The organism is Streptomyces sp. NPDC127129 (assembly GCF_042671585.1).
GTDB lineage: Bacteria > Actinomycetota > Actinomycetes > Streptomycetales > Streptomycetaceae > Streptomyces.
In genome coordinates this window covers 59,310-84,838 of sequence record NZ_JBHXTV010000017.1, presented here as the reverse complement: position 1 = coordinate 84,838, position 25,529 = coordinate 59,310, and the positions used below count along the sequence as shown (strand labels likewise).

22 protein-coding genes are annotated in these 25,529 nt (G+C 72.8%); 4 read left to right on the top strand and 18 right to left on the bottom strand.

Translation table 11 applies throughout. The annotated features are described in order from the left end of the window. Positions 1 to 49: 49 nt before the first annotated feature. Complete coding sequence (locus ACFVGW_RS29055) at positions 50 to 850, top strand: DeoR/GlpR family DNA-binding transcription regulator (RefSeq protein WP_385854018.1); 801 nt, start codon at positions 50 to 52, stop codon at positions 848 to 850. A gap of 28 nt (positions 851 to 878) precedes the next feature. On the opposite strand, the gene ACFVGW_RS29050 is transcribed toward ACFVGW_RS29055, so the two are convergent. Beyond that, positions 879 to 2,942, bottom strand: coding sequence for a phosphocholine-specific phospholipase C (locus ACFVGW_RS29050; RefSeq protein WP_385854017.1), 2,064 nt, complete (start codon positions 2,940 to 2,942; stop codon positions 879 to 881). A gap of 384 nt (positions 2,943 to 3,326) precedes the next feature. Between ACFVGW_RS29050 and ACFVGW_RS29045 the strand changes: the two genes are divergently transcribed. After that, a complete protein-coding gene (locus tag ACFVGW_RS29045) occupies positions 3,327 to 4,970 on the top strand; it encodes a protein kinase (protein WP_385854016.1) in 1,644 nt (547 codons plus the stop codon). Beyond that, entirely contained in the window at positions 4,967 to 5,602 is a 636-nt protein-coding gene (locus ACFVGW_RS29040; RefSeq protein ID WP_385854015.1) for a hypothetical protein, read from the top strand. The genes ACFVGW_RS29045 and ACFVGW_RS29040 overlap by 4 nt, the downstream gene beginning before the upstream one ends. Here the strand turns inward: ACFVGW_RS29040 and ACFVGW_RS29035 are convergent. From ACFVGW_RS29035 to ACFVGW_RS29010, 6 genes are all read right to left on the bottom strand, one after another. Further along, the gene (locus ACFVGW_RS29035) at positions 5,574 to 9,194 is read right to left on the bottom strand and encodes a hypothetical protein (protein WP_385854014.1); all 3,621 of its coding nucleotides are present in this window, start codon (positions 9,192 to 9,194) and stop codon (positions 5,574 to 5,576) included. The genes ACFVGW_RS29040 and ACFVGW_RS29035 overlap by 29 nt on opposite strands. Positions 9,195 to 9,436: 242 nt before the next feature. Then, a complete protein-coding gene (locus ACFVGW_RS29030) occupies positions 9,437 to 10,825 on the bottom strand; it encodes a DEAD/DEAH box helicase (RefSeq protein WP_385854013.1) in 1,389 nt (462 codons plus the stop codon). 84 nt (positions 10,826 to 10,909) lie between these two features. Beyond that, the gene (locus tag ACFVGW_RS29025) at positions 10,910 to 11,113 is read right to left on the bottom strand and encodes a cold-shock protein (protein ID WP_015031667.1); all 204 of its coding nucleotides are present in this window, start codon (positions 11,111 to 11,113) and stop codon (positions 10,910 to 10,912) included. 309 nt (positions 11,114 to 11,422) lie between these two features. Then, positions 11,423 to 12,058 carry a DUF1345 domain-containing protein gene (locus ACFVGW_RS29020; protein WP_385854012.1) on the bottom strand — a complete coding sequence of 212 codons (636 nt, stop codon included), beginning with the start codon at positions 12,056 to 12,058 and terminating at the stop codon, positions 11,423 to 11,425. Positions 12,059 to 12,142: 84 nt separating this feature from the next. Continuing rightward, on the bottom strand, positions 12,143 to 14,461 hold the full coding sequence (locus tag ACFVGW_RS29015) for an FdhF/YdeP family oxidoreductase (RefSeq protein ID WP_385854011.1): 2,319 nt from the start codon (positions 14,459 to 14,461) through the stop codon (positions 12,143 to 12,145). Between the two features lie 107 nt (positions 14,462 to 14,568). Further along, positions 14,569 to 15,015, bottom strand: a complete 447-nt coding sequence (locus ACFVGW_RS29010) for an SRPBCC family protein (RefSeq protein WP_385854010.1) — start codon at positions 15,013 to 15,015, stop codon at positions 14,569 to 14,571. Between the two features lie 235 nt (positions 15,016 to 15,250). Here ACFVGW_RS29010 and ACFVGW_RS29005 point away from each other — a divergent pair, with 235 nt between their 5' ends. Next, a complete protein-coding gene (locus tag ACFVGW_RS29005; RefSeq protein WP_385854009.1) occupies positions 15,251 to 16,345 on the top strand; it encodes a chemotaxis protein in 1,095 nt (364 codons plus the stop codon). Positions 16,346 to 16,412: 67 nt separating this feature from the next. Here the strand turns inward: ACFVGW_RS29005 and ACFVGW_RS29000 are convergent, their stop codons facing one another. The 11 genes from ACFVGW_RS29000 to ACFVGW_RS28950 all read right to left on the bottom strand — a co-directional run bounded on the left by ACFVGW_RS29000 (position 16,413) and on the right by ACFVGW_RS28950 (position 25,521). Continuing rightward, positions 16,413 to 16,901 (bottom strand): DUF1269 domain-containing protein, encoded by a 489-nt coding sequence (locus tag ACFVGW_RS29000; protein WP_385854008.1) that lies wholly within the window; start codon positions 16,899 to 16,901, stop codon positions 16,413 to 16,415. A 107-nt stretch (positions 16,902 to 17,008) separates the two neighbouring features. Further along, entirely contained in the window at positions 17,009 to 18,025 is a 1,017-nt protein-coding gene (locus tag ACFVGW_RS28995) for a Rieske 2Fe-2S domain-containing protein (protein ID WP_385854007.1), read from the bottom strand. A gap of 2 nt (positions 18,026 to 18,027) precedes the next feature. Further along, positions 18,028 to 18,252, bottom strand: a complete 225-nt coding sequence (locus ACFVGW_RS28990) for a recombinase-like helix-turn-helix domain-containing protein (RefSeq protein ID WP_352190736.1) — start codon at positions 18,250 to 18,252, stop codon at positions 18,028 to 18,030. 32 nt (positions 18,253 to 18,284) lie between these two features. After that, complete coding sequence (locus ACFVGW_RS28985; protein WP_385854006.1) at positions 18,285 to 19,223, bottom strand: PDR/VanB family oxidoreductase; 939 nt, start codon at positions 19,221 to 19,223, stop codon at positions 18,285 to 18,287. Between the two features lie 35 nt (positions 19,224 to 19,258). Beyond that, a complete protein-coding gene (locus ACFVGW_RS28980; RefSeq protein ID WP_385854005.1) occupies positions 19,259 to 20,884 on the bottom strand; it encodes a thiamine pyrophosphate-binding protein in 1,626 nt (541 codons plus the stop codon). Between the two features lie 9 nt (positions 20,885 to 20,893). Further along, on the bottom strand, positions 20,894 to 21,682 hold the full coding sequence (locus ACFVGW_RS28975) for an SDR family oxidoreductase (RefSeq protein WP_385854004.1): 789 nt from the start codon (positions 21,680 to 21,682) through the stop codon (positions 20,894 to 20,896). 19 nt (positions 21,683 to 21,701) lie between these two features. Then, positions 21,702 to 22,442 carry an SDR family oxidoreductase gene (locus tag ACFVGW_RS28970; RefSeq protein ID WP_385854003.1) on the bottom strand — a complete coding sequence of 247 codons (741 nt, stop codon included), beginning with the start codon at positions 22,440 to 22,442 and terminating at the stop codon, positions 21,702 to 21,704. After that, positions 22,435 to 22,956: a cupin domain-containing protein gene (locus ACFVGW_RS28965; RefSeq protein ID WP_383311724.1), complete on the bottom strand. Its 522-nt coding sequence runs from the start codon at positions 22,954 to 22,956 to the stop codon at positions 22,435 to 22,437. The genes ACFVGW_RS28970 and ACFVGW_RS28965 overlap by 8 nt, the downstream gene beginning before the upstream one ends. Further along, positions 22,947 to 23,780, bottom strand: a complete 834-nt coding sequence (locus ACFVGW_RS28960) for an alpha/beta fold hydrolase (RefSeq protein WP_385854002.1) — start codon at positions 23,778 to 23,780, stop codon at positions 22,947 to 22,949. The genes ACFVGW_RS28965 and ACFVGW_RS28960 overlap by 10 nt, the downstream gene beginning before the upstream one ends. Then, entirely contained in the window at positions 23,777 to 24,580 is an 804-nt protein-coding gene (locus tag ACFVGW_RS28955) for an aspartate dehydrogenase domain-containing protein (RefSeq protein ID WP_385854001.1), read from the bottom strand. Before ACFVGW_RS28955 ends, ACFVGW_RS28960 begins: the two co-directional genes overlap by 4 nt. Further along, positions 24,577 to 25,521: a VOC family protein gene (locus tag ACFVGW_RS28950; RefSeq protein WP_385854000.1), complete on the bottom strand. Its 945-nt coding sequence runs from the start codon at positions 25,519 to 25,521 to the stop codon at positions 24,577 to 24,579. Before ACFVGW_RS28950 ends, ACFVGW_RS28955 begins: the two co-directional genes overlap by 4 nt. Positions 25,522 to 25,529: the final 8 nt, after the last annotated feature.

The window sequence follows — 25,529 nt, the reverse complement described above, 5'->3', positions numbered from 1 at the left end:
GCGTACGGTCCAGGGCCCACGGCGTCGGCGCGGCGCTAAAATCGCGATCATGTCGAAGCACGAGCGGTGGAACACGCTCCTCGAACTCCTCGCCTCCACCGGCAGACTGGAGGTCGAGGAGGCCGCCGCCACGCTCGACGTCTCCCCCGCCACGATCCGCCGGGACCTGGACGAGCTCGCCGAACAGCGGCTCCTGGTCCGCACCCGCGGCGGAGCCGTCCCGCACGGTGTCTCGTACGAGCTGCCCCTGCGGTACAAGTCCTCCCGGCACGCCTCCGAGAAGCAGCGCATCGCCGCCGCGGCGGCGGAGCTGGTCCACGAGGGCGAGGTGCTCGGCCTCAACGGCGGGACGACGACCACCGAGGTGGCCCGCGCGCTGGCGCTGCGCTTCGGCGGCGGCAGGACGGAGTCGCCCGGCACCCCGCCCGCCCCCGCGCTGACCGTGGTGACCAACGCGCTCAACATCGCCGGCGAGCTCGCCGTACGGCCCCAGATCAAGATCGTCGTCTCGGGGGGCGTGGCGCGCCCGCAGACGTACGAACTCGTCGGCCCGCTCGCCGCCGGGGTCCTGAACGAGGTGGTGCTCGACGTCGTCGTCCTCGGCGTCGACGGCATCGAACCCGAGCTCGGCATCATGGCGCACCACGAGGACGAGGCCGGGATCAGCCGGCTCTTCGCCGAGCGCGCCAGCCGGGTCGTCGTGGTCACCGACTCCTCGAAGATGGGGCGGCGCGCCTTCGCCCGGATCTGCGGCCTCGACCGCGTCGACGTGCTGGTCACCGACGCGGCCATCCCGGCGGATGCGGTGCGGCGGCTGACCGACGCCGACGTACGGGTCGTCACCGTCTGACCTGCCGCCGCACCGCCCCCTTCCGGCCTCAGCCGGTGATGATCCCCGGGTCGCTGACGCCCGCCGTGCCGTTCTCGACATGGCCCGCGAAGCGCCGGAGGAAGGTGCTGTTCCCGCTGGAGACGACCGACAGGTCGTACCAGCGCTTGCTGCCGCGCAGATCCACCGTGTGCGTGACGGTGGCGCCCTTGGCGACCGCGACGCGCTGGACCTGGCCTCCGTAGGCGGGCGCGTTGGTGACCGTGAGGGTGACGGCGGCGGCACCGGTGTTCGTCATCGTCAGCACGACGTTGCCGGAGACGGCGTCATGACGGGCCGTCACCTCCGGGCCCGCCGTCGTGCCCGGCCCACGGAAGCCGCGCAGGAAGCCGTTGGGGCCGGTCACGGTGAGGTCGTGGACCCCGGCGGAGTAGGCGGAGTTCCAGGAGTCGGAGATGCTCCTGCCGGCCGACACCGTGTACGTCCACGGCCCGTCGGTGCGGTTCGGCGCGGTGATGTAGTAGCAGGCACCGGCCTTGGCGCCCGCGCCGAAGGTGAGCGCGAGGCGCCCGGTCGACGGCGTCACCGCGCCGTCGACGTACAGCTCGTACGGCAGCGCCCTGGCCGGGCGCGCTCCCGTCTCCTGGACGGGCAGCGCCGGCTTGGCCGGCGGCTTCGGTACGTAGCTGGGGTGCCGGTCGTTGTCGAGCGGCTTGTAGGCGGAGGTGTCGGGCAGCGCCGCCGGCGCGGTGTCCTCGAGGCCGAAGTCGAAGGCGGAGGTGAGATCGCCGCAGACGGCGCGGCGCCAGGGCGAGATCTGGGGTTCCGCCACTCCGAAGCGGCGCTCCATGAACCGGATGATCGAGGTGTGGTCGAAGGTCTCGGAGCAGACGTAACCGCCCGTGCTCCAGGGCGAGACGACCAGCATCGGGACGCGCTGGCCGAGTCCGTAGACACCGGCGGCGTAGCTCGCGTTGCCGGAGAAGTGGTCGAGGGAGGTGTCGACGGTCGAGAGCCCCTGGGAGGCGGAGGCCGGCGGGTAGGGCGGGACGACGTGGTCGAAGTAGCCGTCGTTCTCGTCGTACGTGATGAAGAGCGCGGTCCTGCTCCACACCTCCGGGTTGGAGGTCAGCGCGTCCAGGACCTGCGAGATGTACCAGGCGCCGTAGTTCGAGGGGAAGTTGGGGTGCTCGGTGAAGGCCTCGGGGGCGGCGATCCAGGAGATCTGCGGGAGCCGTCCGGCGGCGACGTCGGCCCGCAGGATGTCGAAGAACCCGTCGCCCTTGGAGGCGTCGGTGCCGGTGCGGGCCTTGTCGTAGAGCGGGTTGCCCGGCTGGGCGTTGCGGTACTGGTTGAAGTACAGCAGGGAGTTGTCGCCGTAGTTGCCGCGGTAGGCGTCGTTGATCCAGCCCCAGTGCCCGGCCGCGTTCAGACCGTCGCCGATGTCCTGGTAGATCTTCCAGGAGACCCCGGCCTGCTCCAGTCGCTCGGGGTACGTCTTCCAGCTGTACCCCGCCTCCTCGTTGCCGAGGACGGGGCCGCCGCCGGTGCGGTCGTTGCCGGTGTGGCCGGTCCACATGTAGTAGCGGTTGGGGTCCGTGGCGCCGATGAACGAGCAGTGGTACGCGTCGCAGATCGTGAAGGCGTCGGCCAGGGCGTAGTGGAACGGGATGTCGTTCCGGTTCAGGTAGGCCATGGCGCCCGCGGACTTGGCGGGGATCCACTGATCGTACTTGCCGTTGTTGAAGGCCCTGTGACCGCCGGCCCAGTCGTGGTTCAGACCGGCGATGAACTGCATGCCGAGGTCCTCGGCGGTGGGGTGGTACGGCAGCACGGTCTTGGAGCCGTCCTGCTGGTGCCAGACCGACTTGCCGCTGGGGAGCGTGATGGGGCGCGGGTCGCCGAAACCGCGGACACCCTTCAGGGCTCCGAAGTAGTGGTCGAAGGACCGGTTCTCCTGCATCAGCACGACGATGTGCTCGACGTCCGCGAGGGTGCCGGAGGTCCGGGCGGCGGGGATGGCGGCGGCCCGCGCGATGCTGCTGTCGAGCGCGGCGAATCCGGCGGTGGCGCCGGCTATCTGGAGGAAGCGGCGCCGGTTGAGTTCGGTCATGGGTCTGAGCACCTCTGATGGATTCCGGGGGAGGACGGTGGTCCGAGCGAGCCCAAGATCAGTGGGTGAGAGGACGTGGACGTGTCGTCGATGCGTGGGGGCGCGGTACAGGACGTGAACGCGGGGCGCCTGATCGCGGAACTGCCGGGACGTCACCACCGCCCCGGGTCCGTCCGCGGCCGGGGGCGCGCCCGCGGCCGACGTTCACCGTAGGGTCCGCCGCCGCCCGGCGGGGGCCGTGTGCGAAGAGTCCATGGGGTCGCGCAAGAAGTCCATGCGCCGCCCGTACGCGGTCCTCGCGCCGCCCGCACCCCACGCGCGCGCCCTTGCCGGGAACCGGTCGTGGCCGGAATCTGTCCCCGTTGAAGAAGACTGGGGGACGGGATGAACGCTTGGGTGGTGCCCGGATACACGGAGTACCGGGAGCTGGGTGCGGGCGCGAGCGGGCGGGTGGTGCTCGCCGTCCACGAGGCGACCGGTCTGCCGGTGGCCGTGAAGTACCTCGGCGAGCGCCTGCGGACCGATCCCGCCTTCGTCCGGGGCTTCCGGGCGGAGGCACGACGGCTCGCCGCACTCGAATCGCCGCACGTCGTGGGCTTGTACGAGTACGTGGAGGCGCCGTGGGGCGCCGCGATCGTGATGGAGCTGGTCGACGGGGTCGCCCTGCGCGCGCTGCTCGCCCGGGAGGGCGCCACCGGCCCCGAGGCGGCGCTCGTGGTCCTCAAGGGCTCGCTCCTCGGCCTGGCCGCCGCGCACCGGGCCGGGGTCGTGCACCGCGACTACAAACCGGAGAACGTCCTGGTCGCCGCCGACGGCTCGTCCACGCTCGTGGACTTCGGCATCGCGACCGACCACGGCAGCACGCCGGGGGTCGCGGGCACACCCGCGTACATGGCGCCCGAACAGTGGAACGGCGAACCCGCCTCCCCGGCCGCCGACGTGTACGCGGCGACGGCGACCTTCTTCGAGTGCCTGACCGGACGCAAACCGTTCACCGGCCAGAACATCGCCGAGCTGGCGCTGCAGCATCTCGACGCGCCCGTGCCGGACGCGGACGTCCCGGAGCCCCTGCGGCCGCTGATCCGGCGCGGTCTCGCGAAGACCGCCGGGGAGCGCCCCGCACACGCGACGGCCTTCGTGGACGAGCTCGAAGGGGTCGCCACGGCCGCCTACGGGGCCGACTGGGAGGAACGGGGGCAGCGCAAGCTGGCCGCGCTCGCCGCCCTCCTGCCGCTGCTCTTCCCCACGTCCGGCGGCGAGCCGGCCACCGGCACGACCGCCCTTGGCACGACCACCCTGCCCCGGCCGCCCGGTCGCGGGCGCCGGCTGTGGCCGGAGATCGTCGTCCCGGCCGGCATCACCGCGGTGATCCTCGCCCTGCTCGCGGCCGTCGCCGCACGCGCCGGTGACGAGGGGGGCCGAACGACGGCGGAGGCGTTCGCCACCACGAGCACGCTGCCGACCGCCCCGGTCTCCCCCACGGCCGCGCCGCCCACGGGCACGGCGTCCCCCGAAGCCACGCCCTCGGCGTCCGAGGAGGCGACCCCGTCGGCCACTCCGACGCCGACGCTCACGGTGACCCCGACACCGACGGCGACCCTCGTCCCCACGCCGACGACGGATCCGCCGACCACACCACCGACGACACCACCCACGACACCACCCACCACTCCGCCGACGACACCCCCCACGACACGTCCGGTCGGCGTGAAGGCGGTCTCCGTCACCGCGCTGCGCCAGACGGGCACGAGCACGGCGGAGGCCTCGTTCGAGGTCGTGACGGACGGGACCGGTCCGGTGGTCCTCCAGCTCTCCTGGTTCACGGCCGACGCCAAGGGCTCGGCGGGGGTGCCGGACGGCTCCGAGAGCGTACGGCGCAGTGGCGCGACCCGGTACACGATCACGCTGCCGCACACCTTCCCGAGGGCCGGCGGCTGCTACTGGGGCGTCCGGGCGACCACGGACCCGGCCGCCGCGAACGGCGCTTCCACGCAGCAGATCCTCACGAGGAGGTGCACGATCTCATGAGCGGCGACGACCCCGACGAGTACAGCGCCACGGTGCTCGGCAGCCACTGGTTCGAGGGACCCGCGCGGGACGTGGAGCCGGAGCGGCGGGACGTGGAGCCGGACCGGGTGGAGGGCGCCGTCCTCCGGTTCGGCCCCGGGGTGACTCCGGCCGTCCGGCACCGCATGGCCGGTGGCCCGACGACCGCCCAGATCTGGCACGGCGCTCCGCCCGAGGTCCCGCCGCGCCGCCGCAGGGCGCTGCGGCGGTACGCCCTGCCCGCCGCCGTCCTGCTCGCCGTCCTCGCGTTCCTCGCCTGGCAGCGGCTCGGGCCGGAGGTCGCGGTACGGGGGGTCACGGTCGCCGCCCCGGCACGGCCGCCCGGCTGCGACGGCACCGCCGACGTCGTGGCGGTCCTCGAGACCGACGGACGGCCCGGCACCGTCACGTACCGCTGGGAGCGCAGTGACGGCACCTCCTCCGGGTTGCTGCGGGAGCGGCTCGCCCGCCATCAGACGCAGGCGCGCCTGCATCTGCTGTGGACGTTCCACGGCCCCGGCGAGCACCGGGCGACGGCACGGCTCGTCGTCGTCTCCCCCGGCCGGCACACCGCGGAGACCCGCTTCACCTACCGCTGCGAGACGGCCCCCTAGGGCCTGACAGCAGCTCGGGCGTGGCGAAGGCCGGTGCCCGGTTCACGTCCGGATCCGTGAGACGGGCGTGGAGGGCACGCCAGGCGTCGGGGTCGTCACCGAGCCGCTCGGCCACCAGCCGGGCGGCCTCTTCCAGGGCGGCCCCCACTTCCTCGGGGGCGTCCGGCCGACGGCGGGCACGGCCCAGGTAGCCCAGGACGACGGCCGCCGGGGCGGCCTCCCGGACGAGGTCGCGGCCGCTCAGCCGGCCGGTCCTCAGCAGGTGGTCCAGCAGGGCGTCCAGCGGCTCGCGCCCGTACGTGTCGACGCCGTGCCTGACGCGCGCCACGGTCACCTCCCGGTCCGGCGGCGTACCGAACGCCGACAGCCGGTGGAGGTGCCCGGCGTGCCGGATCCGGAAGTCCCGGGGAGCCGTGGGGTGCCGGACCACGGCCTCCCAGAACGGGACCGGTTCCCGCGCGTGCTCGGCCTCCAGCGCCTGCCACTCCGGGGTGCCCGGTGTGCTGTCGAGGAGGGCACGGGCATCTCCGTGCGTACGGCACTTCCGCAGCCGCGCCGCGAGGCGTCCGGGCGCCAGCTCCTTCGCGGCCCGGGCGGCCAGAACGGAGGCCGGATCGTCGCTCGCCAGAGCCTTCTGGCACAGGCGGGTGACGGCGGCCCCGAGCCGTCCGCTCGCCGCGAGCGCGGCCGCCCGGCCGGGCCCGCCGTGGCGCAGCAGGTTGAGCGCGCCCACGAGCTGCTGGGCCATCGTCAGGTGCTTGCCGGCTCTGTCGAAGACCAGCTCGATGAGTTCCGGCTCGGCGGACTCCAGCCATGCCGTACGCCCGCCGGGGAGTTCGGCGAGCGGGTCGGCGCGCAGGGCATCGGCGAGGCGTTGCGTGAGGGCGCCGGGACGGGCGGCGATGCGTCGGGACACGTCCGGATCGCCGTTGGCGCGGAGCACGGCGAGATCCACGTCCGGGTCGGCAAGGTCGAGGAGCCGGTGCAGTGCGGTGGGGTCGAGCCAACGGGACTGCTCCGAGAGCACCGTCAGGGCCGACGGGTCGCGCTGGGCCAGGAGGTGGGCGAAGGGGGTGGGCGGGGTCGCGCGGGACCGGAGGACGAACGCGGCCAGCATCCACGGCCCGTCGGGGCCGAGGCGGGCCATCACCGCGGCCAGGGCGGCGGGCCCCGCCGCGCAGAGCAGTGTCCCGAGCGGCCAGGCCCACAGATGGTTGCCACGGGCGAGCAGGCGTACCGCCGACCCGGGCGAGGTGGGCGGCTCGGTGGGGGCGAAGGTCGAGGCATGGCCGAGGGGTGCGCGCGCCTCTTCCAGGGGGACGGCCGTGCGCCGGGCGTCCCGCCGCGACCGGTCGAGGAGTTCGGGCCAGGTGGCCGTGTGGCGGCCGGCGGTCCCGTCGTCGACCGGCTCGGTCATCGACCGTCGGGCGGTGGCCGCGAGCCGCAGCCACGCGTCCGCGTCCGTCCCCAGTTCGCGCTCCAGGAAGGTGGCGAGGGAGCGTCGCCAGGCCGCGAGGAAGGCCAGGTCGTTCCAGTCGTGGGGCACGCGCAGCGTGGGGGCGGCCGGGAGGTGGTGGAGCAGGTCGTCGGCCGACACCGTGCCGTGCAGATAGGCCTGTTCGGCGATGCGGGCCAAGGAGCCCGACTCCGGTGTCTGCGCCATCCGTGCGAGCGCGTCCGCGCGTGTGGGCGGGTGGCAGAGGTGCGCGAGGTCGTCCAGCCCCTGCGCCAGGCAGGCCTCGTGCAGCCAGTCGGGGTGACGTCGGCCGGGGACGTCGTCCCGCGCGTGGGCGGACAGGCGGCGCAGGATTTCCGGATCGTCCGGCAACGGTGCGGTGCCGGGGACGGCCAGCGACCGCAGCAGGTCGATCGCGCCGAGCGCGGCACGCGCCCGCTCACCGACCGGTCGCGCCGGCGGTGCGGCCGCGTCGAGGTCCGGCGCGGGACCGCTCGCGGCCCGGGGCAGGTCGTCGCCGTCGGTCCGACCCGGCGTCGGCGACGGGGACGGCGACGGCGACGGCTGCGCGACGCCCGCGTCCCTTACCGCCTCGCTCAGCGTGCCCGGGTGATCGGGAAGGTTCTGCAGCAGCGTCTCCACGGCATCGGGGCGCCCCGCCAGGTGGTCCTCGTACAGCGTGGCCAGTGTGTTCCTGACGCCACCGGCGTCCAGGCCCCGTCCTGCCACGGCACGGAGCGCCTCCGCGGCGCGGGCCGCGGGCCTGGCCGTCGTCACCAGCCGGCCGGGGTCGAGGAGCCCGGCCTCGACCATGCCGACGGCCCAGTCGGCGGCCGAGTCGTCCAGCGCCTCCTCGGCCAGTCGGCGGTCCGGCGGAGTGAGGTTGCCCGCGATACGGCCACCGGCCCGCCATGGGCCGTTGAGCAGGGTCAGCCGGAACTCCGCGCGCTCGGCGTCGGTGGCGTCCTCGTGGCGGAGCAGCTCCTCCGCCGCCTTCGGCATGAAGGGACGCGTCCGGTTGGCCGCCGCCAAGGCCCGGAAGTCATGGGCGTACGGCTCGTTGAGCAGGTCGCGCAGGGTGCTGGTGCCACGAGAGACGCCGAGGAGCCGTGGCAGCGCGGCCGGGTCGTCGTACGGTTCACCCGATGCCCGCAGCCGGGCCGCCGGGTCCTCGCCCTGGAGGGCACCGGCCGCCTCGGCGCGGATCTCCGGGTGGACGAGCGGCACGACGGACGGGTCGGCGAGCATGGTGCGCAGGGCGTCGGCACCCCGGCACTCCAGGACCCGCAGCAGGGCGTGGCGCTGCGCCACCTTGCGTACGCCCCAGGTCAGCGCCTGTCCGACCAGAGCCGGGTCCCCGCTGACGAGCAGGGGCGCGGTCCGGGCACGTGACGCGGCGCCGGCGGGCGACAGCAGCTCCGCCCTGAGCGTCTCCTCGAGGGCGACGCGGTCCTGCGCGTGGGTGTGGACGATCGTGCGGCGCAGGGACGGGGTGCAGCGGTTGTTGCGGTAGACGGCCGCGTTCACCTGCGGGTCGTCCGCGCCGACCAGCTGCTTGAGGACCCTGGCGTCGATCCGGGGGTGCCGGGCCAGCGCGGTGCGGGCCCGGGTGTCGCCGTGCAGCACGACGGCGGAGGTCAGCGAGGGGCCGGGGAGGGAGCCTCCCGCGAGGATCGTCTCCAGGGTCCGCTCCGGCAGCGCGGCCAGCGCGGCCGCCGCGTGCGCGGGGGCTGCCCGCTCCAGGAGCAGATCCAGGGTGTCGCAGACGGACTTGGGCGGGAGCCGGTCCGCTTCGGCCTCGCTCGGGACGGGCAGCTCGGCGAGCAGCTCCGGCAGCGTGCCCGGTGCCGTGGTGAGGGCATCGTGCAGCCGCCGCCAGCGCGGCCCGGATCCCGCGAGGTGGCGGTCCGCCAGCTCGCCCAGCAGAACGGCGGCGGCGCCGGCCGGCGGCAGGTCCCGGCGGAGCGCTCGCGCCAGGCCGCGCGCGGGGCGCGTCGACCGGACCGTCCCGACGGCCGTACCGCCGTCGCTCCGCTCCGCCACGACGGCCGCGCCGTCACCGGACGGGCTGCCGGGGCCGATCAACGCGTCGATGAGACGACGCAGTTCGGCCGGGGCCGTGGGTGCACCGGACATGTTCTTGTTCCCCCTCGCGCTCATGTGCCGACGAGGAACATCCCACCATCCGGGTCGGACAGTGCCGCTCCGGCCGGACGGGCCGCACTCGGGGTGCCTCTCCCGCCGGACGCCGCGGCACCGGGTCGTGTCCGGAAAGTCCCGCCCGGCCCGCGACGCCCGGCAGCCCCGCCCTGCGGGCGGACGGCGATACCTTCCGGACATTTCCTCGGCGCGTACGCCTCTGCCCGGGGTAACCCGCCCTAGCGTCCGCGGCGGATCCGGGCGGCCTGCCGGGCCTCGGCCGTCTTGCGCGCCTCGGCGGAGCGCCGTGACTCGTTCTTGGCGCGGCCGGGCTTGCCCGGGACGGTTCCGATGCCGCGGAAGGCCGCGCCGCCGCGCTTGGGGCCCTCGGTGGTGGGCGCTGCGCCGTCGACGGGCCGGCCGGACGGGGCCCTGGCGCCGGTGATGCGGCTCAACTCGGCCTCGCCGGAACGGACCTGGGTGACGCGTGCGCGGATCCCGGCCTCGCCCATGAGGCGGACCACGTCCTTGCGCTGGTCCGGCAGGACCAGCGTGACGACGCTGCCGGACTCGCCGGCGCGGGCGGTGCGGCCGCCGCGGTGCAGGTAGTCCTTGTGGTCGGCGGGCGGATCGACGTTGACGACGAGGTCGAGCTGGTCGACGTGGATTCCGCGCGCGGCCACGTTGGTCGCGACGAGGACGGTGATGTCACCGCTCCTGAACCGCTCCAGGGTGCGGTTGCGCAGCGGCTGCGACTTGCCGCCGTGCAGTGCCTCCGCGCGCACTCCGCTGCCGCGCAGGTGCTTGGTGAAGCGGTCGACGGAGGCCTTGGTGTCCAGGAACATGATCACGCGCCCGTCGCGGGCGGCGATCTCCGTGGCGGTGGCGTACTTGTCGGCGCCGTGCACCTGGAGGACGTGGTGCTCCATGGTGGTGACGGCGGCGGCCGAGGGGTCGACCGAGTGCACGACCGGGTCGTGGAGGTAGTTCTGCACCAGGTGGTCGACGTTGCGGTCGAGGGTGGCGGAGAACAGCATGCGCTGGCCGTCGGGGCGTACGAGGTCGAGTATCTCGGTGACCTGCGGGAGGAAGCCCATATCGGACATCTGGTCGGCCTCGTCGAGGACGGTGATGTCCACGCGGTCCAGGCGGCAGTCCTTGCGCTCGACGAGGTCGTTGAGGCGGCCGGGGGTCGCGACGAGGACCTCGGCGCCTTCGCGCAGCGTGGCGGCCTGACGGCCGATCGACATGCCTCCGACGACGGTGGCCATGCGCAGTTTCAGGACGCGGGCGTACGGCGTGAGCGCGTCGGTGACCTGCTGGGCCAGCTCACGCGTGGGGACGAGGATCAGGGCCCGCGGCTTGCGCGACTCGGCCCGGCGGCCGGCGGTGCGCGCGAGCAGCGCGAGGCCGAACGCGAGGGTCTTTCCCGAACCGGTGCGTCCGCGCCCGAGGACGTCACGTCCTGCCAGGGCGTTCGGCAGTGTGGCGGCCTGGATCGGGAAGGGCGTGTCGACGCCGAGCTCGGTGAGCAGCGCCAGCACCTCGGCGGGCAGGTCGAGCTCGCCGAAGGCGGCGACCGCGGGAAGGGCCGGGGTGTGGGTGACCGGGGGTGCGAATTCGTTCATCAGAGAGACCTCGTCCGAAAATGCGAACGAGCTGAGGCCCTCACCTGGTCGGTGAGGACCCCAGCTGCGTCGGAAGGCTCGGCGTCAGGCGGGGAGGATGTTCTCCGCCTGCGGGCCCTTCTGACCCTGGGTGACGTCGAAGGTCACCTTCTGGCCCTCCTGGAGCTCACGGAAGCCGGAGGTCGCGATGTTGGAGTAGTGGGCGAACACGTCCGGGCCGCCACCCTCCTGCTCGATGAAGCCGAAGCCCTTTTCCGAGTTGAACCACTTCACGGTGCCATTAGCCATTTTAAATCTCCTTCGAGGCACTACCCGGGGATCCACACCGCGTGAATCCCGGCGTCGCCGCGCGATTGCCCCGTCCGGAAACAGCACCGAAAATACAAAAAGTGCCTGGTGAAAATGAATTCACCAAAGGCACTTGAAGTTTATGGGAACCACAACTGCAACTGAGTCGACTGTAGCACGGTGTGGTCGAACGTGCACGGAATTCGTCACTCCGCGTCGCTTCGGGCCACGTTCGGCCCACACACGCCCGACCCCGCACGGCTCCCGCTCCGGCCTGCTGGTTCTCCGCCGGACGCGCCCGGGCCGCCGTCAGCCGGTCACCAGTCCGACCACCAGGTTGACGGCGGTGGCCAGAATGCTGGTTCCGAAGACGTACGAGAGCAGCGAATGCCGGAGTACCACCGCACGGATCGTCGAACTCGAGACGTCGGTGTCGGAGACCTGATACGTCATTCCCAGGTTGTAGCTGAAGTACAGGAAATCGCGGTACGCGGGCGGCCGGTCGGAGTTGAAGTCGATCCCTCCGCCGGCGGACCCGTAGTACAGGTACGCGTAGCGCGTGGCGTACATCAGGTGCAGGGCCGCCCAGGCCATGAAGACCCCGCTGAGGCCGGTGGCGGCCGCGGCGTGACCGGGGTCGGACGCGCCGCGCAGCAGGATCACGACGATGCTGCCCAGCCCGCAGAGGGCGACCACGACGATGATGATCTCGTCGGCCACGGGCCGGAAGTCCTCGCGCCGGGCGGAGCGCCGCGTGGTGTCCGCGTCCATCGGCCAGAGCACGAGCCAGCCGGCCACGACGAAGAACGTCTCCGTCAGGGCGACACCGGCGAGCACGCCCAGTGGCGCGTCGGTCAGTCCGCCGACGGCCGCGCCGATCCCCGCTCCGGCGACGACCGCCCCTGCGAGCCGGGGAACCGCGGACTGGGGCAGCCACTGTGTCATGGCCGGTAACCGTAGCGCCGGGTCGATCTCCGCCCCGGCATTTCCTCGCGCGGCAGCGGCGCCCGCCGGGCGACGCGGTTCGAGTCAGGCGGCGGGGGTGATGGTGACCTTGAGGTGCTTCATGATCGGCTGGTCGCTCTGGGTGCTGTGGTCCCCGAGCGCGCACAGGACGTTCATCTCGGGCATGTATCCGGCGGCGCAGCCGCGCGGGATGTCGTACGGGATCGCCAGGTAGCCGTGGAGATGCCGGCGGCTGCCGTCGCCCGCGGTGCTGGTGATGTCGACGGGGCCGAGCTTCGCGATCCCGCGTTCTCGCATGTCGTCCTCGTTCATGAAGACCAGCGTGCGCAGGTTCTTGATGCCGCGGTAGCGGTCGTTGTCGGAGTAGATCGTGGTGTTCCACTGGTCGTGGGAGCGCATGGTCCCGAGGGCCAGCGTCCCCGGGGCGGGGACCACGTCGGGGAGCGCGGCGGTGGAGAACTCGGCGCGCCCGGACGGGGTGAGGAAGACGAGTTCCCGCGCCGGCTGCTTGATGCGGAAGCCGAGCGGCAGCCGGACACGGCGGTTGAAGTCCTCGAAGCCGTCCAGGGCACGGGCCATCGTGTCGCGGATGCGGTCGTAGTCCTCGATGTACCACTCCCACGGCGTCTCGCTGTCGGGCAGGGCAGCCCGGGCCATGCCGGCGACGATCGCCGGCTCGGAGAGCAGGTGCGGGGAGGCCGGTCGCTTCATGCCGACCGACAGGTGCACCATGCTCATCGAGTCCTCGACGGAGGTGCTCTGGACGCCCTTGCGCTGGTGGTCCTTCTCGGTGCGGCCGAGGCAGGGCAGGATGAGTGCCCGGCGGCCGTGGACGATGTGGCTGCGGTTCAGCTTGGTGCTGACCTGGACGGTGAGTTCGCAGGCGCGCAGCGCCTCGTACGTGTGCGGGGTGTCGGGCGCGGCGAGGGCGAAGTTGCCGCCCATGGCGACGAACACCTTCACCTCGCCGCGGCGCATCGCCTCGATGGTCCGTACGGTGTCCAGGCCGTGCTCGCGGGGCGGATCGATCGCGCAGACGTCCGCGAGCCGGTCGAGGAACTCCGCGCCGGGGCGGTGGTCGATGCCGCAGGTGCGGTTGCCCTGGACGTTGCTGTGACCGCGCACCGGGGAGGGCCCGGCCCCTTCGCGGCCCAGATTGCCGCGCAGCAGCAGGAGGTTCACGATCTCCCGTACGGTGTCGACGCCGTGCTCGTGCTGGGTGACGCCGAGACACCAGCTGACGATGGAGCGGTCGGCCTCGCGGTAGACACGGGCCGCCTGGAGGATGCCGGCGCGGCCGATGCCGGACTGCCGCTCGATCTCCTCCCAGGACGTGGCCTCGCACACGGCGCGGTACTCGTCGAAGCCCGCGGTGTGGCGGTCGATGAACTCCCGGTCCAGCGCCTTGGGGTCGGAGGCAGACTGTTCCAGGACCGCCTTGGCCATGCCCCGTACGAGCGCCATGTCGCCGCCGATGCGCGGCTGGAGGTTGAGCGTGCTCGTCCGGGTCGCGTGGAAGGTGGCCATGTCCTTGAAGTCGTGCGGGATGATCGCGCGTGTGGCGCCCGCCTCGACCAGGGGGTTGATGTGGACGATCCTGGCGCCTCGGTGGTACGCCTCGGAGAGGGCGGTGAGCATCCGGGGCGCGTTGGAGGCCACGTTGACGCCCATGATGAACAGGGCGTCGGTCGTCTCCCAGTCCTTGAGGTCGACGGTCCCCTTTCCGGTGCCCAGGGCCGCCTGGAGGGCGCGGCCGCTGGCCTCGTGGCACATGTTGGAGCAGTCGGGCAGGTTGTTCGTGCCGAGCTCCCTGGCCATGAGCTGGTAGAGGAAGGTGGCCTCGTTCCCGAGCCGGCCGGAGGTGTAGTACGACGCCTCATGCGGGGAGTCCAGCTCGCGGAGGGTCCGCCCGACGAGTTCGAAGGCGTCCTTCCAGCTGATGGGCGCGTAGTGGTCCGTGTCGGGGTCGTAGACCATCGGCTCGGTCAGCCGCCCCTGGTTCTCCAGGTCGTAGTCGCTCCAGCCGGCCAGCTCGGTCACCGAGTGGGCGGCGAAGAACGCCCGGTCGACCCGCTTGCGGGTCATCTCCCAGGTGACGTGCTTGATCCCGTTCTCGCAGATGTCGAGGTGGAGGCCCTTGGTGTCGTCGGGCCACGCGCAGCCGGGACAGTCGAACCCGGTGTTCTCGTGGTTCATCTTCATGATCGCCCGGGGGCCGTCCGTCACGGCTCCCTCACGCATCATGAACCGGGTCACGCTCTTCGCCGCGCCCCACCCGGCGGCCGGGTGGTGATAGGGGTGGAACTCCGGCTCCGCCGCGGGCTCGGGGCCCACGCGCGCTTCCGCCTGTTCCCGTGCCTGTTCTTCGGGGGAGGCGCTCAAGGTCCTGACCTTCCGCCGTGCGGGCGTGTGCCCGGGGGCCGGCAATGTCCCTGCCAGCCTAGGCATACAGGATGATCACGGCATTTCGAGGCGACGTCGCGGACCGCTCACACCCTCGCCGCGTGTTCGCGGACCGCGATCTGGGCCAGCTTCGTCAGCATCATGCCGTTGCGGACCGCGACGATGTAGTCCACCGGGAGTCCGTGCATGCGGGTGCCCGGGCCGCGGAGGGGGTGCCAGTCCAGGGTGAAGAGGGTGTTCTCCCCCCAGGGCGTGAGGTACATGGCGATACGGGCCGCGCCGAAGGGCTCGGCCTTCGCCTCCAGTTCGAGGCGTCGCTCCGGCTCGCAGATGCGGACCACACAGGTGTCGTCGAGGGTCATGGGCCCCACGCCGACACGGACCTTGAGGCGGGCGCCCACGTCCGGCCAGCCGGGGTCCGCGGCCAGGACCTGCTGGGTGCCGGTCACCCACTCCCCGTAACGGCGGCCGTCGGAGAGAAGGCGCCAGACCTCGGACGGCGAGCTCAGGATCAGACGGCGGTTCCGGGCCACGCTGGTCACGCTCCTTACCGGGGGTGGCGTCCAGGCTGCCGCCTCGCACCCGCCCGCGCAGTCCGGCAGGCCCGAACGGTGACTTCCGTCGCCCGGTGGAGCAGCGCGCGATCGCACAGCGCGCCGACGCGCACATGCGGGCATATCGTGCGTTCCGATGGGCCGTTCTCCCAGGAGGCCCGCGTGCCGCGGCACCGTCCACGCCCCTGCGATCGCCCCCGAAAGGCCTGCTCCCATGCATCCTGCGCTCAGCACCGAACTGCTCGCGAAGCTGCGTCAGCCGCGCCCCTATCCGGCCGTCTCGCTCGTCATGCCGACGCACCGCCGGGAGCCCGACAACACCCAGGACCCCGTCCGGCTCCGCAATCTCGTGGCCCGGGCCGGAGAGCTGATCGAGCAGGACCCGGCGGTGACCCGTGAGCGGCGGCTCGACGTGCTGAGCCAGCTGGAGCAGGCCCTCACCGAGGTCGACCTCGCCCACGCCGAGGACGGCCTCGTGATCTACGCGGCCCCCGGGGAGCACCTGGTGTGGACGGTGGCCCGGACGGTCCCGGAGCGGGTCGTCGTCGCCGACACCTTCCTCACGCGCAACCTCGTCGCGGCCCAGGCGGCCGAGGAGCCCTTCTGGGCGCTGACCGTGGCCGCCGACCGGGTCGCCCTGTGGAGCGGCGACCAGGAGCGCGTCCACGAGCACACCGCGGACGGCTTCCCGCGGACGCGGAGCCTGGAGGACCCCGACGCCGAGCGCAAGGAGCAGATCGGCGATGTGCCGAGCACGTTCCGGGACGAGCAGACCCGCCACTTCCTGCGCGAGGCCCACGAGGCGATGCGCGTCGTGCTCAGCTCCTCCCCCCGGCCCCTCTACGTGATCGGCGAGGCGGCGGCGATCGCCCTTCTGGAGGAGGCCGGACCCCTGGCCAAGGACACGACGACCGTACGGAGCGGCGGTCTGGCCTCCGGGCCGGCCGCGGCCGTGTGGCAGGTGCTGGAGCCCCTTCGTACGGCGCGGCTGGAGTCCGACACGGCCGCCGTGGTCTCCGAGCTGGACGCGGCGCAGGGCCGCCGCGAGTTCGCCGGAGGCGTCGACGAGGTCTGGGTGGCCGCGAAGGAGGGCCGGGTGCGCCTGCTGGCCGTGGAGGAGCACTACCAGACGGTCGTACGCGACTACGGCGACCACCTCGAACCGGCCGACCCCGGCGACCTCGACTCGCGGGACGACATCGTGGACGAGATCGTCGAGCAGACCCTGTCGACCGGAGCGGCGGTGCGCTTCGTTCCCGACGGGACGCTGTCCGGCTCGGGCCGGATCGCCGCCGTCCTCCGCTACTGACCGCCACCCGGACGGCCCTGTGGGGCGGCACGGAGATTCTCCGTGCCGCCCCACAGGGGATCGGCGGCTACGCGCCGGCCAGCTGCTCCACGAGCGCCTGCTCGTCCTTCTCCGAGAGCGACGTCTTGAGGACGGTGCCGCCGAAGGACTGCATGGCGGCCGCGAACTTGTCCTCGGTGACCTTCGAAGCCATGATCACCACGGCGGCGGAGCCGGGCTTGAGCAGGGAGTCGACCTTGCTGCGGAAGTCCTTGTCCACTCCCATCTGGTTCAGCTTGCCGATGAGTCCGCCCAGCGCGGCGCCGACCACCCCGAGGCCCGGCGTGAGGACGAGAATCCCGAAGACCAGGCCCCACAGCGCCCCCGCGGTGGCCGAGAGGGCCATCTTGTCCAGCTTCGAGGGCGTGTCGACGTGGGTCTCACCCTCCTGGTCGACCGTGACGACCGCGAGCCCCCCGAGTTCGACGACGTGGCTGCTCTGGAGCCCCTGCACCGCGTGGAAGGCCTTCTTCGCCACGGAGGGGTCGTCGTAGCCGATAACGATGAGCTCGGACATGGTCATCTCCTTTGCCATCAAACCAGTCACTTCGCACCATATGCCCACATTCGGGCGAGGGCATCAGGCGCGCGGAGGGATCGGCTCACGTCCGGACTGACGGCCGATCAGACCGCCGCCGAGGACTGGGATTCGGCCCCCGCGCGGTACAGCCGGCGCAGGCGCACCACACCGAGGTCGTGCTGGTAGAGGTTCTCCCGCTGGTCGGCGTCGACGGGCATGCCTTCGAGCATGACGCGGTCCTGCTCCAGGACCTCCCAGTGCCGCTTCTCGATCAGCGTCCGGTAGAGGAAGCGCCAGGAGTCGCGCTGCCAGTCCTGGACCGTGCGGTAGCGCCAGAAGAAGACACCGGTGCGCACGGCGTCCACCGGGCAGACCATCCCGACGATGCCGAAGGGACCGCCGGGTCCCGCCGAGGGCGGGTACGGGATGGACAGGTCCACCCAGTCCACCCCCGTGCGGCACAGCTCCACCCAGTCGAAGTTGACGCCCTTCTGGTCCGTCTTCTCGAAGAAGTAGCCGCGGTCGGTCTCCCGGATGCGGAACTTGGCCGTGGTGTCGCCGTCGAACATGGTGTGGGACTCGTGGTGCAGGAAGGCGCCGTGCATCGGGTCGAGCAGGTTCTCCACCGCGTACCGCCACGGCACGTTCCACTCGGCGTAGCAGAGGAAGGCGTCCGTCTCCGGATCGACGAGCGGGCCGGGGAGTTCCAGCGGCACCGGCTCGGGGTGCTCCTCGTCGCCGAAGTACGCCAGCACCGCGCCCGCCACCTCGCGCACCGGGAGCGAGGTGACCAGCCTCTTGCCCTCCAGGTTGCAGCCGGGCAGCCCCGGCACGGAGGAGACGGTGCCGTCCGTCTCCACCTCGACGCCGTGGTACCAGCAGGCCACCCGGTCGCCGAGGTGCTTGCCGAGGGAGAGCGGGGCGCCGCGGTGCGGGCAGCGGTCCGCCAGCATGGCGAGGGTGCCGTCGGAGCGGCGGAACAGGAGCCACTGCTCGCCGAGCGCGGTGACCTTGCGCATCGCTCCGGGGGCGACGAATCGCGAGGGGACGACGGGGTGCCACTGGTTGCGCAGACCGTGGGCGTGGATGTGGTCCGCGGAAGCGGTCGTGGACAGCGTCATGGTCAGGCTCCCAGTCGGTGCATCTCGGCGCGGAAGGAGGTCTCGGTCCACGGCTGCCCGTCCGGGGCGTGGATCTTGCGGGCGTTGAGCCCGCGGACCACGTCGGGCAGTTCGTGGCCCTCGTCGGTGAAGACCTCCTCGAGCGTGGCGGCCAGCTTGTACTCGTACGGGCTCGGCTCGCGCGTGCGGCTCTGGTGGATCTCCAGGTAGGGCCAGGCGTCGGTCATGGTGGCTCCAAGCGGGGGGTGGGGCGGAGGGGTCAGAGGTCGAGGACGAGCCGGCCGGAGAGGCACCGCGAGACGCAGATCATCATCGTGGCGTTCGCGGCGTGCTCGGCCTCGCTCAGGAGGAGGTCGCGGTGGTCGGGGACGCCGTCGACGACCCGGGTCTCGCAGGAGCCGCAGATGCCGTCCCGGCACGAGCTCCGTACGTCGAGGCCGGCGGCCTCGGCGGCGTCGAGGATCGAGGTGTCCGCGCCGACGGCGAGTGTCAGTCCGGAGGCGCGGCACTCGACGTCAAAACCCTCGTCCTCTCCCTCGCGTTCGACCACGGGAGCGGAGAACCGTTCCAGCCGCAGGCGTTCCGGCGGGCAGCGCTCCTCGACGGCGGCCAGGAGAGGCCCGGGGCCGCAGGCGTAGACGAGCGTGTCCTCGTCCAGACCGGCCAGCGCCGCGTCCAGGTCGATGTGTCCGGCCTCGTCCTGGGGTACGAGGGTGAGGGCGCCGCCGCCCAGCGCGGTGAGCTCGCCGGTGAAGGCCATGGAGGCGCGGGTGCGACCGCCGTGGACGAGCCGCCAGCGGGCGCCGCGGCGGGCCGCCTCCCTCGCCATGGCGAGGATCGGTGTGATGCCGATGCCGCCGGCCACGAAGAGGTAGCCGCCGGCGTCCTCCAGGGCGAAGTGGTTGCGCGGCTCGGAGACGGTGACCTGCTGTCCGGGACGGAGCGCGGTGTGCACATGGCGCGAACCGCCCCTGGAGGACGGCTCGTTGAGTACGCCGATCCGGTAGACACCGGCCGACCGCGGGTCGCCGCACAGGCTGTACTGGCGTACGAGTCCGCCGACGTGCACGTCGACATGGGCGCCCGGGGTCCACGCGGGCAGCGGCTTTCCGTCCGGATGGACGAGCTCGACGGAGAGGACGCCGTCCGCCTCCCACGTCATACGGTGGACGACCAGCCGCAACGACTTCTCGCTCATGCTCTGCTGCCTCCTGACTGTCTTGGGGACGGGGCCTACTGCCCCGGGATCCGTACGGGCGGGGTGAACGGGCTCTTCATGGGGCCGAGCGCCGTGAGGTCGACCTCGACCAGCACGGGCCCGTCGGTGGCGACGGCCTCCGCGAGCACCGGCTCCGCGTGCTCCTCGGCGGCGATGCGCAGGTACGGCAGACCGCAGGCGTGGGCCAGCGCGGCGAAGTCGGGGGTGACGAGGTCGACGCCGGAGCGGCGCTCGGCGTACCGGTCCTGCATGTTCCGCAGGACGCCGTAGCCTCCGTCGTTGAAGACGAGGAGCGTGAGGCGCGGCCGCTCCTGGGCGAGCGTGAGGAGCTCGCCCAGGTGGACGGCGAGTCCGCCGTCGCCGGCCATCACCACGGTGGGTGCGCCGGGGCGGGCGAGGGCCGCGCCGATCCCCATCCCGAGGCCCTGTCCGATTCCGCCGCCGCGCGGGAAGACGTTGTCCCGGGGGTCGTAGATCTCCAGGAGGCGGTTGCCCCAGCTGCTCGACGGGATCGTGACGTCGCGGGCGACGACCGCCTCGCGGGGCAGCACGGCCCGCAGCGCGTCGCAGATCGCGGCCTGGGGGCCGATGCCGTCGTGGAGGGCGGCCCGCACCTCGGCGCGTACGGCGGTGACCCGCCCGGTCCAGGCGTCCTCGGCCTGCCGGGCATACGGGACCAGGCCGTCGAGGACGGCTCCGGCGTCGCCGTGCAGGGGGTGGGTGGCCGGGTGGACCCTGCCGAGGGCGGCGGCGTCGGCGTCGATCTGGATGTGCGCCGCAGGCAGCGCGAGCGTGTAGTCGGCGGTCTCGTTGGAGCGGAAGTGCGTGCCGACGGTGAGGAGGAGGTCCGCGTCGGCGAGCAGGGCCCGGACGGCCGGCGTGGTGGCGAAGTTGCCGACGACCTGCCCGTGGTCCTCGGGGATCGCGCCGCGCCCGGAGTTGGAGGTGACGAGGGCGGCACCGGTCGCTTCGAGGAGCCGGGTCAGCTCACGGCGGGCGCGGACCGCGCCCCCGCCGGCCCAGATCACGGGGCGGCGCGCGGAGGCCAACAGTTTCCCGGCCGCCTCCAGTTCACCGTCCGTGGGGGACGGGAGGACGGGTGCGGGGAGGGTGTGCGGGGCGTCGCTCTGGGCCGCGTACTGGAGGTCGACCGGCCACTCGACGCTCGCCGGGCCGCCCGGCGTGGCCAGCGCCGCGCGCGCCGCCTCGCGTAGGATCCGCCCCGCCCGCTCCGTGTCGGGGACGGTCGCCGCGTACGCCGACACGGCGGTCAGCATGCCCAGCTGGTCCTTGGTCTCGTGGATGAACCCCCGTCCGCTGCCGAGGAATTCGCTCTCCACCTGCCCGGTGACATGCAGCACGGAGCTGCCCGCGCTGAGCGATTCGATGAGCGAGCCGGCGGCGTTGCCCGCGCCGGTGCCGGTGGACGTGAGCGCGCAGCCGATCGAGCCGCGCGCCCGCCCGTAGGCGTCCGCCGCGTTCACGGCGGACGCCTCGTGGCGTACGGGGACGAACCGCAGGTCGCGGTCGACGGCCTCCACCAGCGGCAGGTTGTGCACGCTGACGATGCCGAAGACGGTGTCGATGCCGAGTTCGCGCAGGACGGCGACGAGGAGATCGCCTCCGTTGTCGTGACGCATGGTGTCTCCTCAGAGGATGGAGCGGCCGACGCCGCCGCAGACGTCTACGGCAGTGCCGGTGATGTACGAGGCACGGGGTGAGAGCAGCGCGACGACCGCGTACGCGACCTCCTCGGCGCGGCCGAGCCGGCCGAGCGCGATCCCCCGGTCGGCGGCGAGCTCCGCCTGCCACTCCTCGTAGCCGATGCCGGGGTCGGCGGCGGCGTGACGGCGGGTCCACTGGCCGGTGTCGACGAGGCCCAGGCAGACGGAGTTGACCCTGATGCCGTCGGCGGCGAGCTCGGCCGACAGGGACTTGGAGAGGTTGAGGATGCCGGCGCGGGCGGCGCTGGTGGTGATCAGCCGGGTCTCGGGCTGCTTGGCGAGCACGGCGTTGATGTTGACGACGCTCGCCGCGTCGGAGGCGGCGAGATGGGGGCGGGCCGCGTGCAGCGGGTTGAGGACCCCGGCGAACTTGAGTTCCAGTTCGTCGCGCCAGTCCTCGGCCGTCGCGTCGTCGAGCCCCTTCATCCGGGACTGCCCGGCGTTGTTGACGAGTCCGTCGACGCCGCCGAACTCCTCGGCGGTGCGCCGGACGAACGCGTGCACGGCGTCGGCGTCCCGTACGTCGCAGACCTCGGTCAGCAGCCGGTCCCGTCCGGCGCCGAGGGTCGCGGCCACGTTCTTCAGCCGCTCGGCGTCGCGGCCGCAGGTGGCGACGCGGGCGCCTTCGTCGAGCAGGGCGCGGACCGTGGCCAGGCCGACACCCGAGCTGCCGCCGGTGACCACGATGGTGCGGTCGGCGAGGCCCAGATCCATAACGCGTGACTCCTACAGCTCAGTTCATGGTGAAGCCGCCGTTGACGGCGATCACCTGTCCGGTCAGATAGCGGGACTCCTCGCCGAGCAGGAAGGAGACGATCCCGGTGATGTCCTCCGCCTGCTGCGCCCGGGTGAGGGCCCGGTTCGCGCGGTAGAGGTCGTGCCGCTCGGCGGGCACGGTCTCGGTGGCCTCGCCCTCGGTGAGTCCGGGAGCGACCGCGTTCACGGTGACTCCCCGGTCGCCGAGCTCGCGTGCCATCGCCCGGGTGAGGGCGATGACCGCCCCCTTGGAGGCGATGTAGTGGGCCAGCCGGGGTGAGCCGTAGAGGGCCGCGTCCGAGGCGATGTTGACGATCCGTCCGGGCGCGGCGAACAGCGGGTGGAGCGCCTTCGACACCAGCCAGGGGCCGCGGGCGTTGACCGCCATGAGCCGGTCCCAGACCTCGATGTCGATGTCCTGGAACTCCCTGCCGCCCACCCCGTTGGCGAGGGCCGCGTTGTTGACCAGCCCGTACAGCGGGCCCAGGGCCCGTACGGCGGTCGCCAGGGCGTCCACCGACGCCGGGTCGGCGACATCGCACCGTACGACGTGGGCGTCGAGGCCCTCCGCGCGCAGTTCGGCGCCGGCGCGCTCTCCCCGGTCGGCGTCCAGCTCGGCGAGGACGACCCGGAAGCCGTCGGCGCCGGCCCGGCGGGCCATGGCCAGTCCCAGGCCACGGCCCGCCCCGGTGACGACGACGACCCGAGGGTCAGTCACGGGTGACCCCGTGCATCGGGGAGTACTCGGGGTACGACGGCACCTGCGGCTTCTGCGTGCCGATGACGACGCAGAACAGGGCGTCGGTGTCGCCCTCGTTCTTCAGGGAGCGGGTCACCCCGGCCGGGACGACGATCATGTCGCGGTAGCCGAGGGTGCGGTACTCGACCTCGTCCGGGCCGCGGTGGATGCCGACCCTGACCTCGCCCTCCAGGACGAAGAAGGCCTCCTCGACGTCGTGGTGGGTGTGGGCCGGGCCCTCGGCGCCGGGCGGCAGCAGCATGTTGGAGAAGGTGAAGCCGCCGGACGGGATGATGCGGCTGTCGCCCTCGTGGTTGCCGGTGGCGCCCGAGCCGACGTAGCGGATCTGACCGCGGCGGTACTGGGGACCGGCCTTCTCCTGGAAGGAGAGGGTGTCGAAGTCCGCCACACGGGACCGTTTGGTGGCGATGAGGGAGTCGGTGTACGCGGCGAGGTCGTCGCCGTTGTCGTAGGCGGTGGTGGTCAGAGGCATGGTGACAGCTCCTGTTCGGGTATGCGTGCGGTGATGCGGAGGTGGGAGAGGACCCAGGCGTTGAAGCGGCCCGGCTGCTCCTGGTTGGCCAGGTGACCGGCGTCCTTGACGATCACGAAGGCGGTCTTGTGCAGGCCCCCGGCGACGGCCTGGCTCGCCTCGACGCCCGTGACCGTGTCCTGGTCGCCGCAGAGGACGAGCGAGGGCGCGGCGATCGAGGCCAGTTCGGGGCGGAGGTCGGCCGAGGCCATGGACTCGGCGGCGTACCCGTAGCCGGGCAGCCTGACCGAGCCGGCCATGGTGTCGACGACCCGCCGGACGAGGGCGGCCGGGGCGCCGGGTGACAGCAGGCGCGGTCCGCGGGCCTCGGCGAAGGCCCGTGGGCCGAGTTCGGCCAGCTCGGTGGTGCGGGCCCGCATGCCCGCGGCCTTCGTCGCGTCCGTGGCGGAGCCGGGGCTGGAGTCGGCGACGACGAGGGAGTCGACGAGTCCGGGATGGCGGGCGGCGAGCCGCAGGGCGATCACCCCGCCCCAGGAGACGCCGAGGACGTGCGCGCTCGTGCCGCGTGCCCGGATGACGGCGGCGGCCGCGTCCGCGAAGTCGTCGAGGGTGAGCGGGGCTTCGGGGTCGGGCGAGGCGGCGTAGCCGGGGGCGTCCCAGGCCACGACCCGTACGTACGGGGAGAGTTCGGCCAGCTGTGGTGCGAAGGCGGCCGAGGACGAGCCGATGCCGTGGAGGCACAGCAGCAGCGGACCGCGCTCGCCGGCTTCCTCGACGTGCACGTCGAAGCGCCGTTCGGGACGGAGGCCGGTGTGGGCGGTCACAGGATCTGTCCCGTCCGCCCGGCGAGCGCCGCGAGGCTGCGGAGCACCGCGTACGGCACGACCCGGCTGGTGGCGGGGTTCTCCGCGTCGGGCACGTGCGCTACCTCGAAGCGGTACGCGCCGTGCGCGCCGGACGCCTCGATGACGTGCCGGGTGTGGTGCGCGGCGGGGTCGGCGACGACCCGGACCCGCACAGCGTCCAGGTCGCCGACGGCCAGCGCGACCGAGGCGGCCACGTTCGTCGACTTGGGGAACTTCACCGGAACCTCGCGCGCGGTGCCGGACATGACCTCGACCGGTCCGGTCGCCGTCCGCATGCGGTTCAGCAACTCATCGTCCATCCAAGGCTGTTCGAGGGTAGACGGCAGCTTGGTGGTGGTCAGGCGGACCTCGTCGAGCGGGCCGAGCGCACGGGCCGCCTGGAGCAGGTCGAGCCCGCCGACGGCGCCGCCGGTGAAGTACACGCGTCCCGGTCCTGCCGCGAGCAGGCGCTTGGCGAGCTCCTCGTCGGTCATCGCCCCGCTGGAGGCGATCAGCAGATCGGTGCCGGAGGCGAGGACGCGCTCTCCCCACTCCCGTACGACGCCCTGGCCCGCGGCCTCCACGACGAGGTCGCAGAGGTCGAGCGCCTCCTCGAAGGAGACCTGGGGCGCGGGCGCCGTCTCGCCGAGCGGGCGGTTGTCGACGACGCACACCAGCGCGGCGCCCTCCACCCGCCCCTCGGCGAGGGCGGTGCCGACGATCCGGCCGATCGCCCCCCAGCCGACCAATCCGACCCTGCGTACGCGTGCGGTGCTCATGCGGTGTCCTTCCGGGCGTCGACGGGGGCGAGCGGGCCGGGGTCCGGCGTGCCCGCCATGTGGCAGCGGATCTCCTTCGACGGCGGGCCGGCCGTGCCCCAGAGGTCGGAGAGCTCCGGCACCCGCCGCCACACCCGGGCGATCCAGGTGTCCTCGACGATCTGCGCGACCTCGGAGGTGTACTCGCAGACGAGTCCGGACGGGTCGGTGAAGTAGGAGAAGGTGTTGTTGCCGGGGCCGTGCCGTCCGGGGCCCCACCGGGGGGTGATGCCGTGGTGGCGGAGCCGTCCGAGGCCGCGCATGAAGTGGTCGACGGAGCTCATCTCGTATGCGACGTGGTTCAGCGAGGTCCACTCGGCCTGGTTGAAGGCGATGCAGTGGTGGTCCGCGTTGCAGCGGAGGAACGCCATCTGGTGCTCGGACCAGTCCGATACCCGCAGCCCGAGGACGTCGCGGTAGAAGGCGACGGCGGCGTCGATGTCGGTGGTGTTCAGCACGGCGTGCGTGACCCCGACGGGCACGGCGCCGTCGCGGCCGCGCGGGGCGACGGCCTCGACCTGGGCGCTGATCTCGACGAGCCGCCGCTCGGGGTCGGTGAACCGCAGGCCGTAGCCGCCGCCCGCCTGGTCGAGGGGGCCGGGGCCGAAGACGGGGACGATGCCGCGTGCTTCGAGGCGCCGGGCGGCCTCGTCGACCTCGGCGGGCGTGGCGACGGAGAAGGCGAGCCGGCCGAGGCCCACGCGTTCACGCTCGGTCAGCTGCAGGACGTGGTGCTCGTCGCCGGTTCCGCGCAGCCAGCGCGCGCCGCTGTCGGACTCGACGGTCTCGAGTCCCCAGACCTCCTGGTAGAAGTCGGCGGCCTCGGTGAAGGCGGGGGTGTGCAGCTCGACGTAGCGCAGCGAGCGGAGGCGGGCGATCGGGCCGGGCGGTGCGGCGTGCATGTGTCTCT

Coding starts and splice junctions, on each gene's coding strand:
- ACFVGW_RS29055 (WP_385854018.1), top strand. CDS start 50: ATGTCGAAGCACGAGCGGTGGAACACGCTCCTCGAACTCCTCGCCTCC.
- ACFVGW_RS29050 (WP_385854017.1), bottom strand. CDS start 2,942: ATGACCGAACTCAACCGGCGCCGCTTCCTCCAGATAGCCGGCGCCACC.
- ACFVGW_RS29045 (WP_385854016.1), top strand. CDS start 3,327: ATGAACGCTTGGGTGGTGCCCGGATACACGGAGTACCGGGAGCTGGGT.
- ACFVGW_RS29040 (WP_385854015.1), top strand. CDS start 4,967: ATGAGCGGCGACGACCCCGACGAGTACAGCGCCACGGTGCTCGGCAGC.
- ACFVGW_RS29035 (WP_385854014.1), bottom strand. CDS start 9,194: ATGTCCGGTGCACCCACGGCCCCGGCCGAACTGCGTCGTCTCATCGAC.
- ACFVGW_RS29030 (WP_385854013.1), bottom strand. CDS start 10,825: ATGAACGAATTCGCACCCCCGGTCACCCACACCCCGGCCCTTCCCGCG.
- ACFVGW_RS29025 (WP_015031667.1), bottom strand. CDS start 11,113: ATGGCTAATGGCACCGTGAAGTGGTTCAACTCGGAAAAGGGCTTCGGC.
- ACFVGW_RS29020 (WP_385854012.1), bottom strand. CDS start 12,058: ATGACACAGTGGCTGCCCCAGTCCGCGGTTCCCCGGCTCGCAGGGGCG.
- ACFVGW_RS29005 (WP_385854009.1), top strand. CDS start 15,251: ATGCATCCTGCGCTCAGCACCGAACTGCTCGCGAAGCTGCGTCAGCCG.
- ACFVGW_RS29000 (WP_385854008.1), bottom strand. CDS start 16,901: ATGTCCGAGCTCATCGTTATCGGCTACGACGACCCCTCCGTGGCGAAG.
- ACFVGW_RS28995 (WP_385854007.1), bottom strand. CDS start 18,025: ATGACGCTGTCCACGACCGCTTCCGCGGACCACATCCACGCCCACGGT.
- ACFVGW_RS28990 (WP_352190736.1), bottom strand. CDS start 18,252: ATGACCGACGCCTGGCCCTACCTGGAGATCCACCAGAGCCGCACGCGC.
- ACFVGW_RS28985 (WP_385854006.1), bottom strand. CDS start 19,223: ATGAGCGAGAAGTCGTTGCGGCTGGTCGTCCACCGTATGACGTGGGAG.
- ACFVGW_RS28980 (WP_385854005.1), bottom strand. CDS start 20,884: ATGCGTCACGACAACGGAGGCGATCTCCTCGTCGCCGTCCTGCGCGAA.
- ACFVGW_RS28975 (WP_385854004.1), bottom strand. CDS start 21,682: ATGGATCTGGGCCTCGCCGACCGCACCATCGTGGTCACCGGCGGCAGC.
- ACFVGW_RS28965 (WP_383311724.1), bottom strand. CDS start 22,956: ATGCCTCTGACCACCACCGCCTACGACAACGGCGACGACCTCGCCGCG.
- ACFVGW_RS28955 (WP_385854001.1), bottom strand. CDS start 24,580: ATGAGCACCGCACGCGTACGCAGGGTCGGATTGGTCGGCTGGGGGGCG.
- ACFVGW_RS28950 (WP_385854000.1), bottom strand. CDS start 25,521: ATGCACGCCGCACCGCCCGGCCCGATCGCCCGCCTCCGCTCGCTGCGC.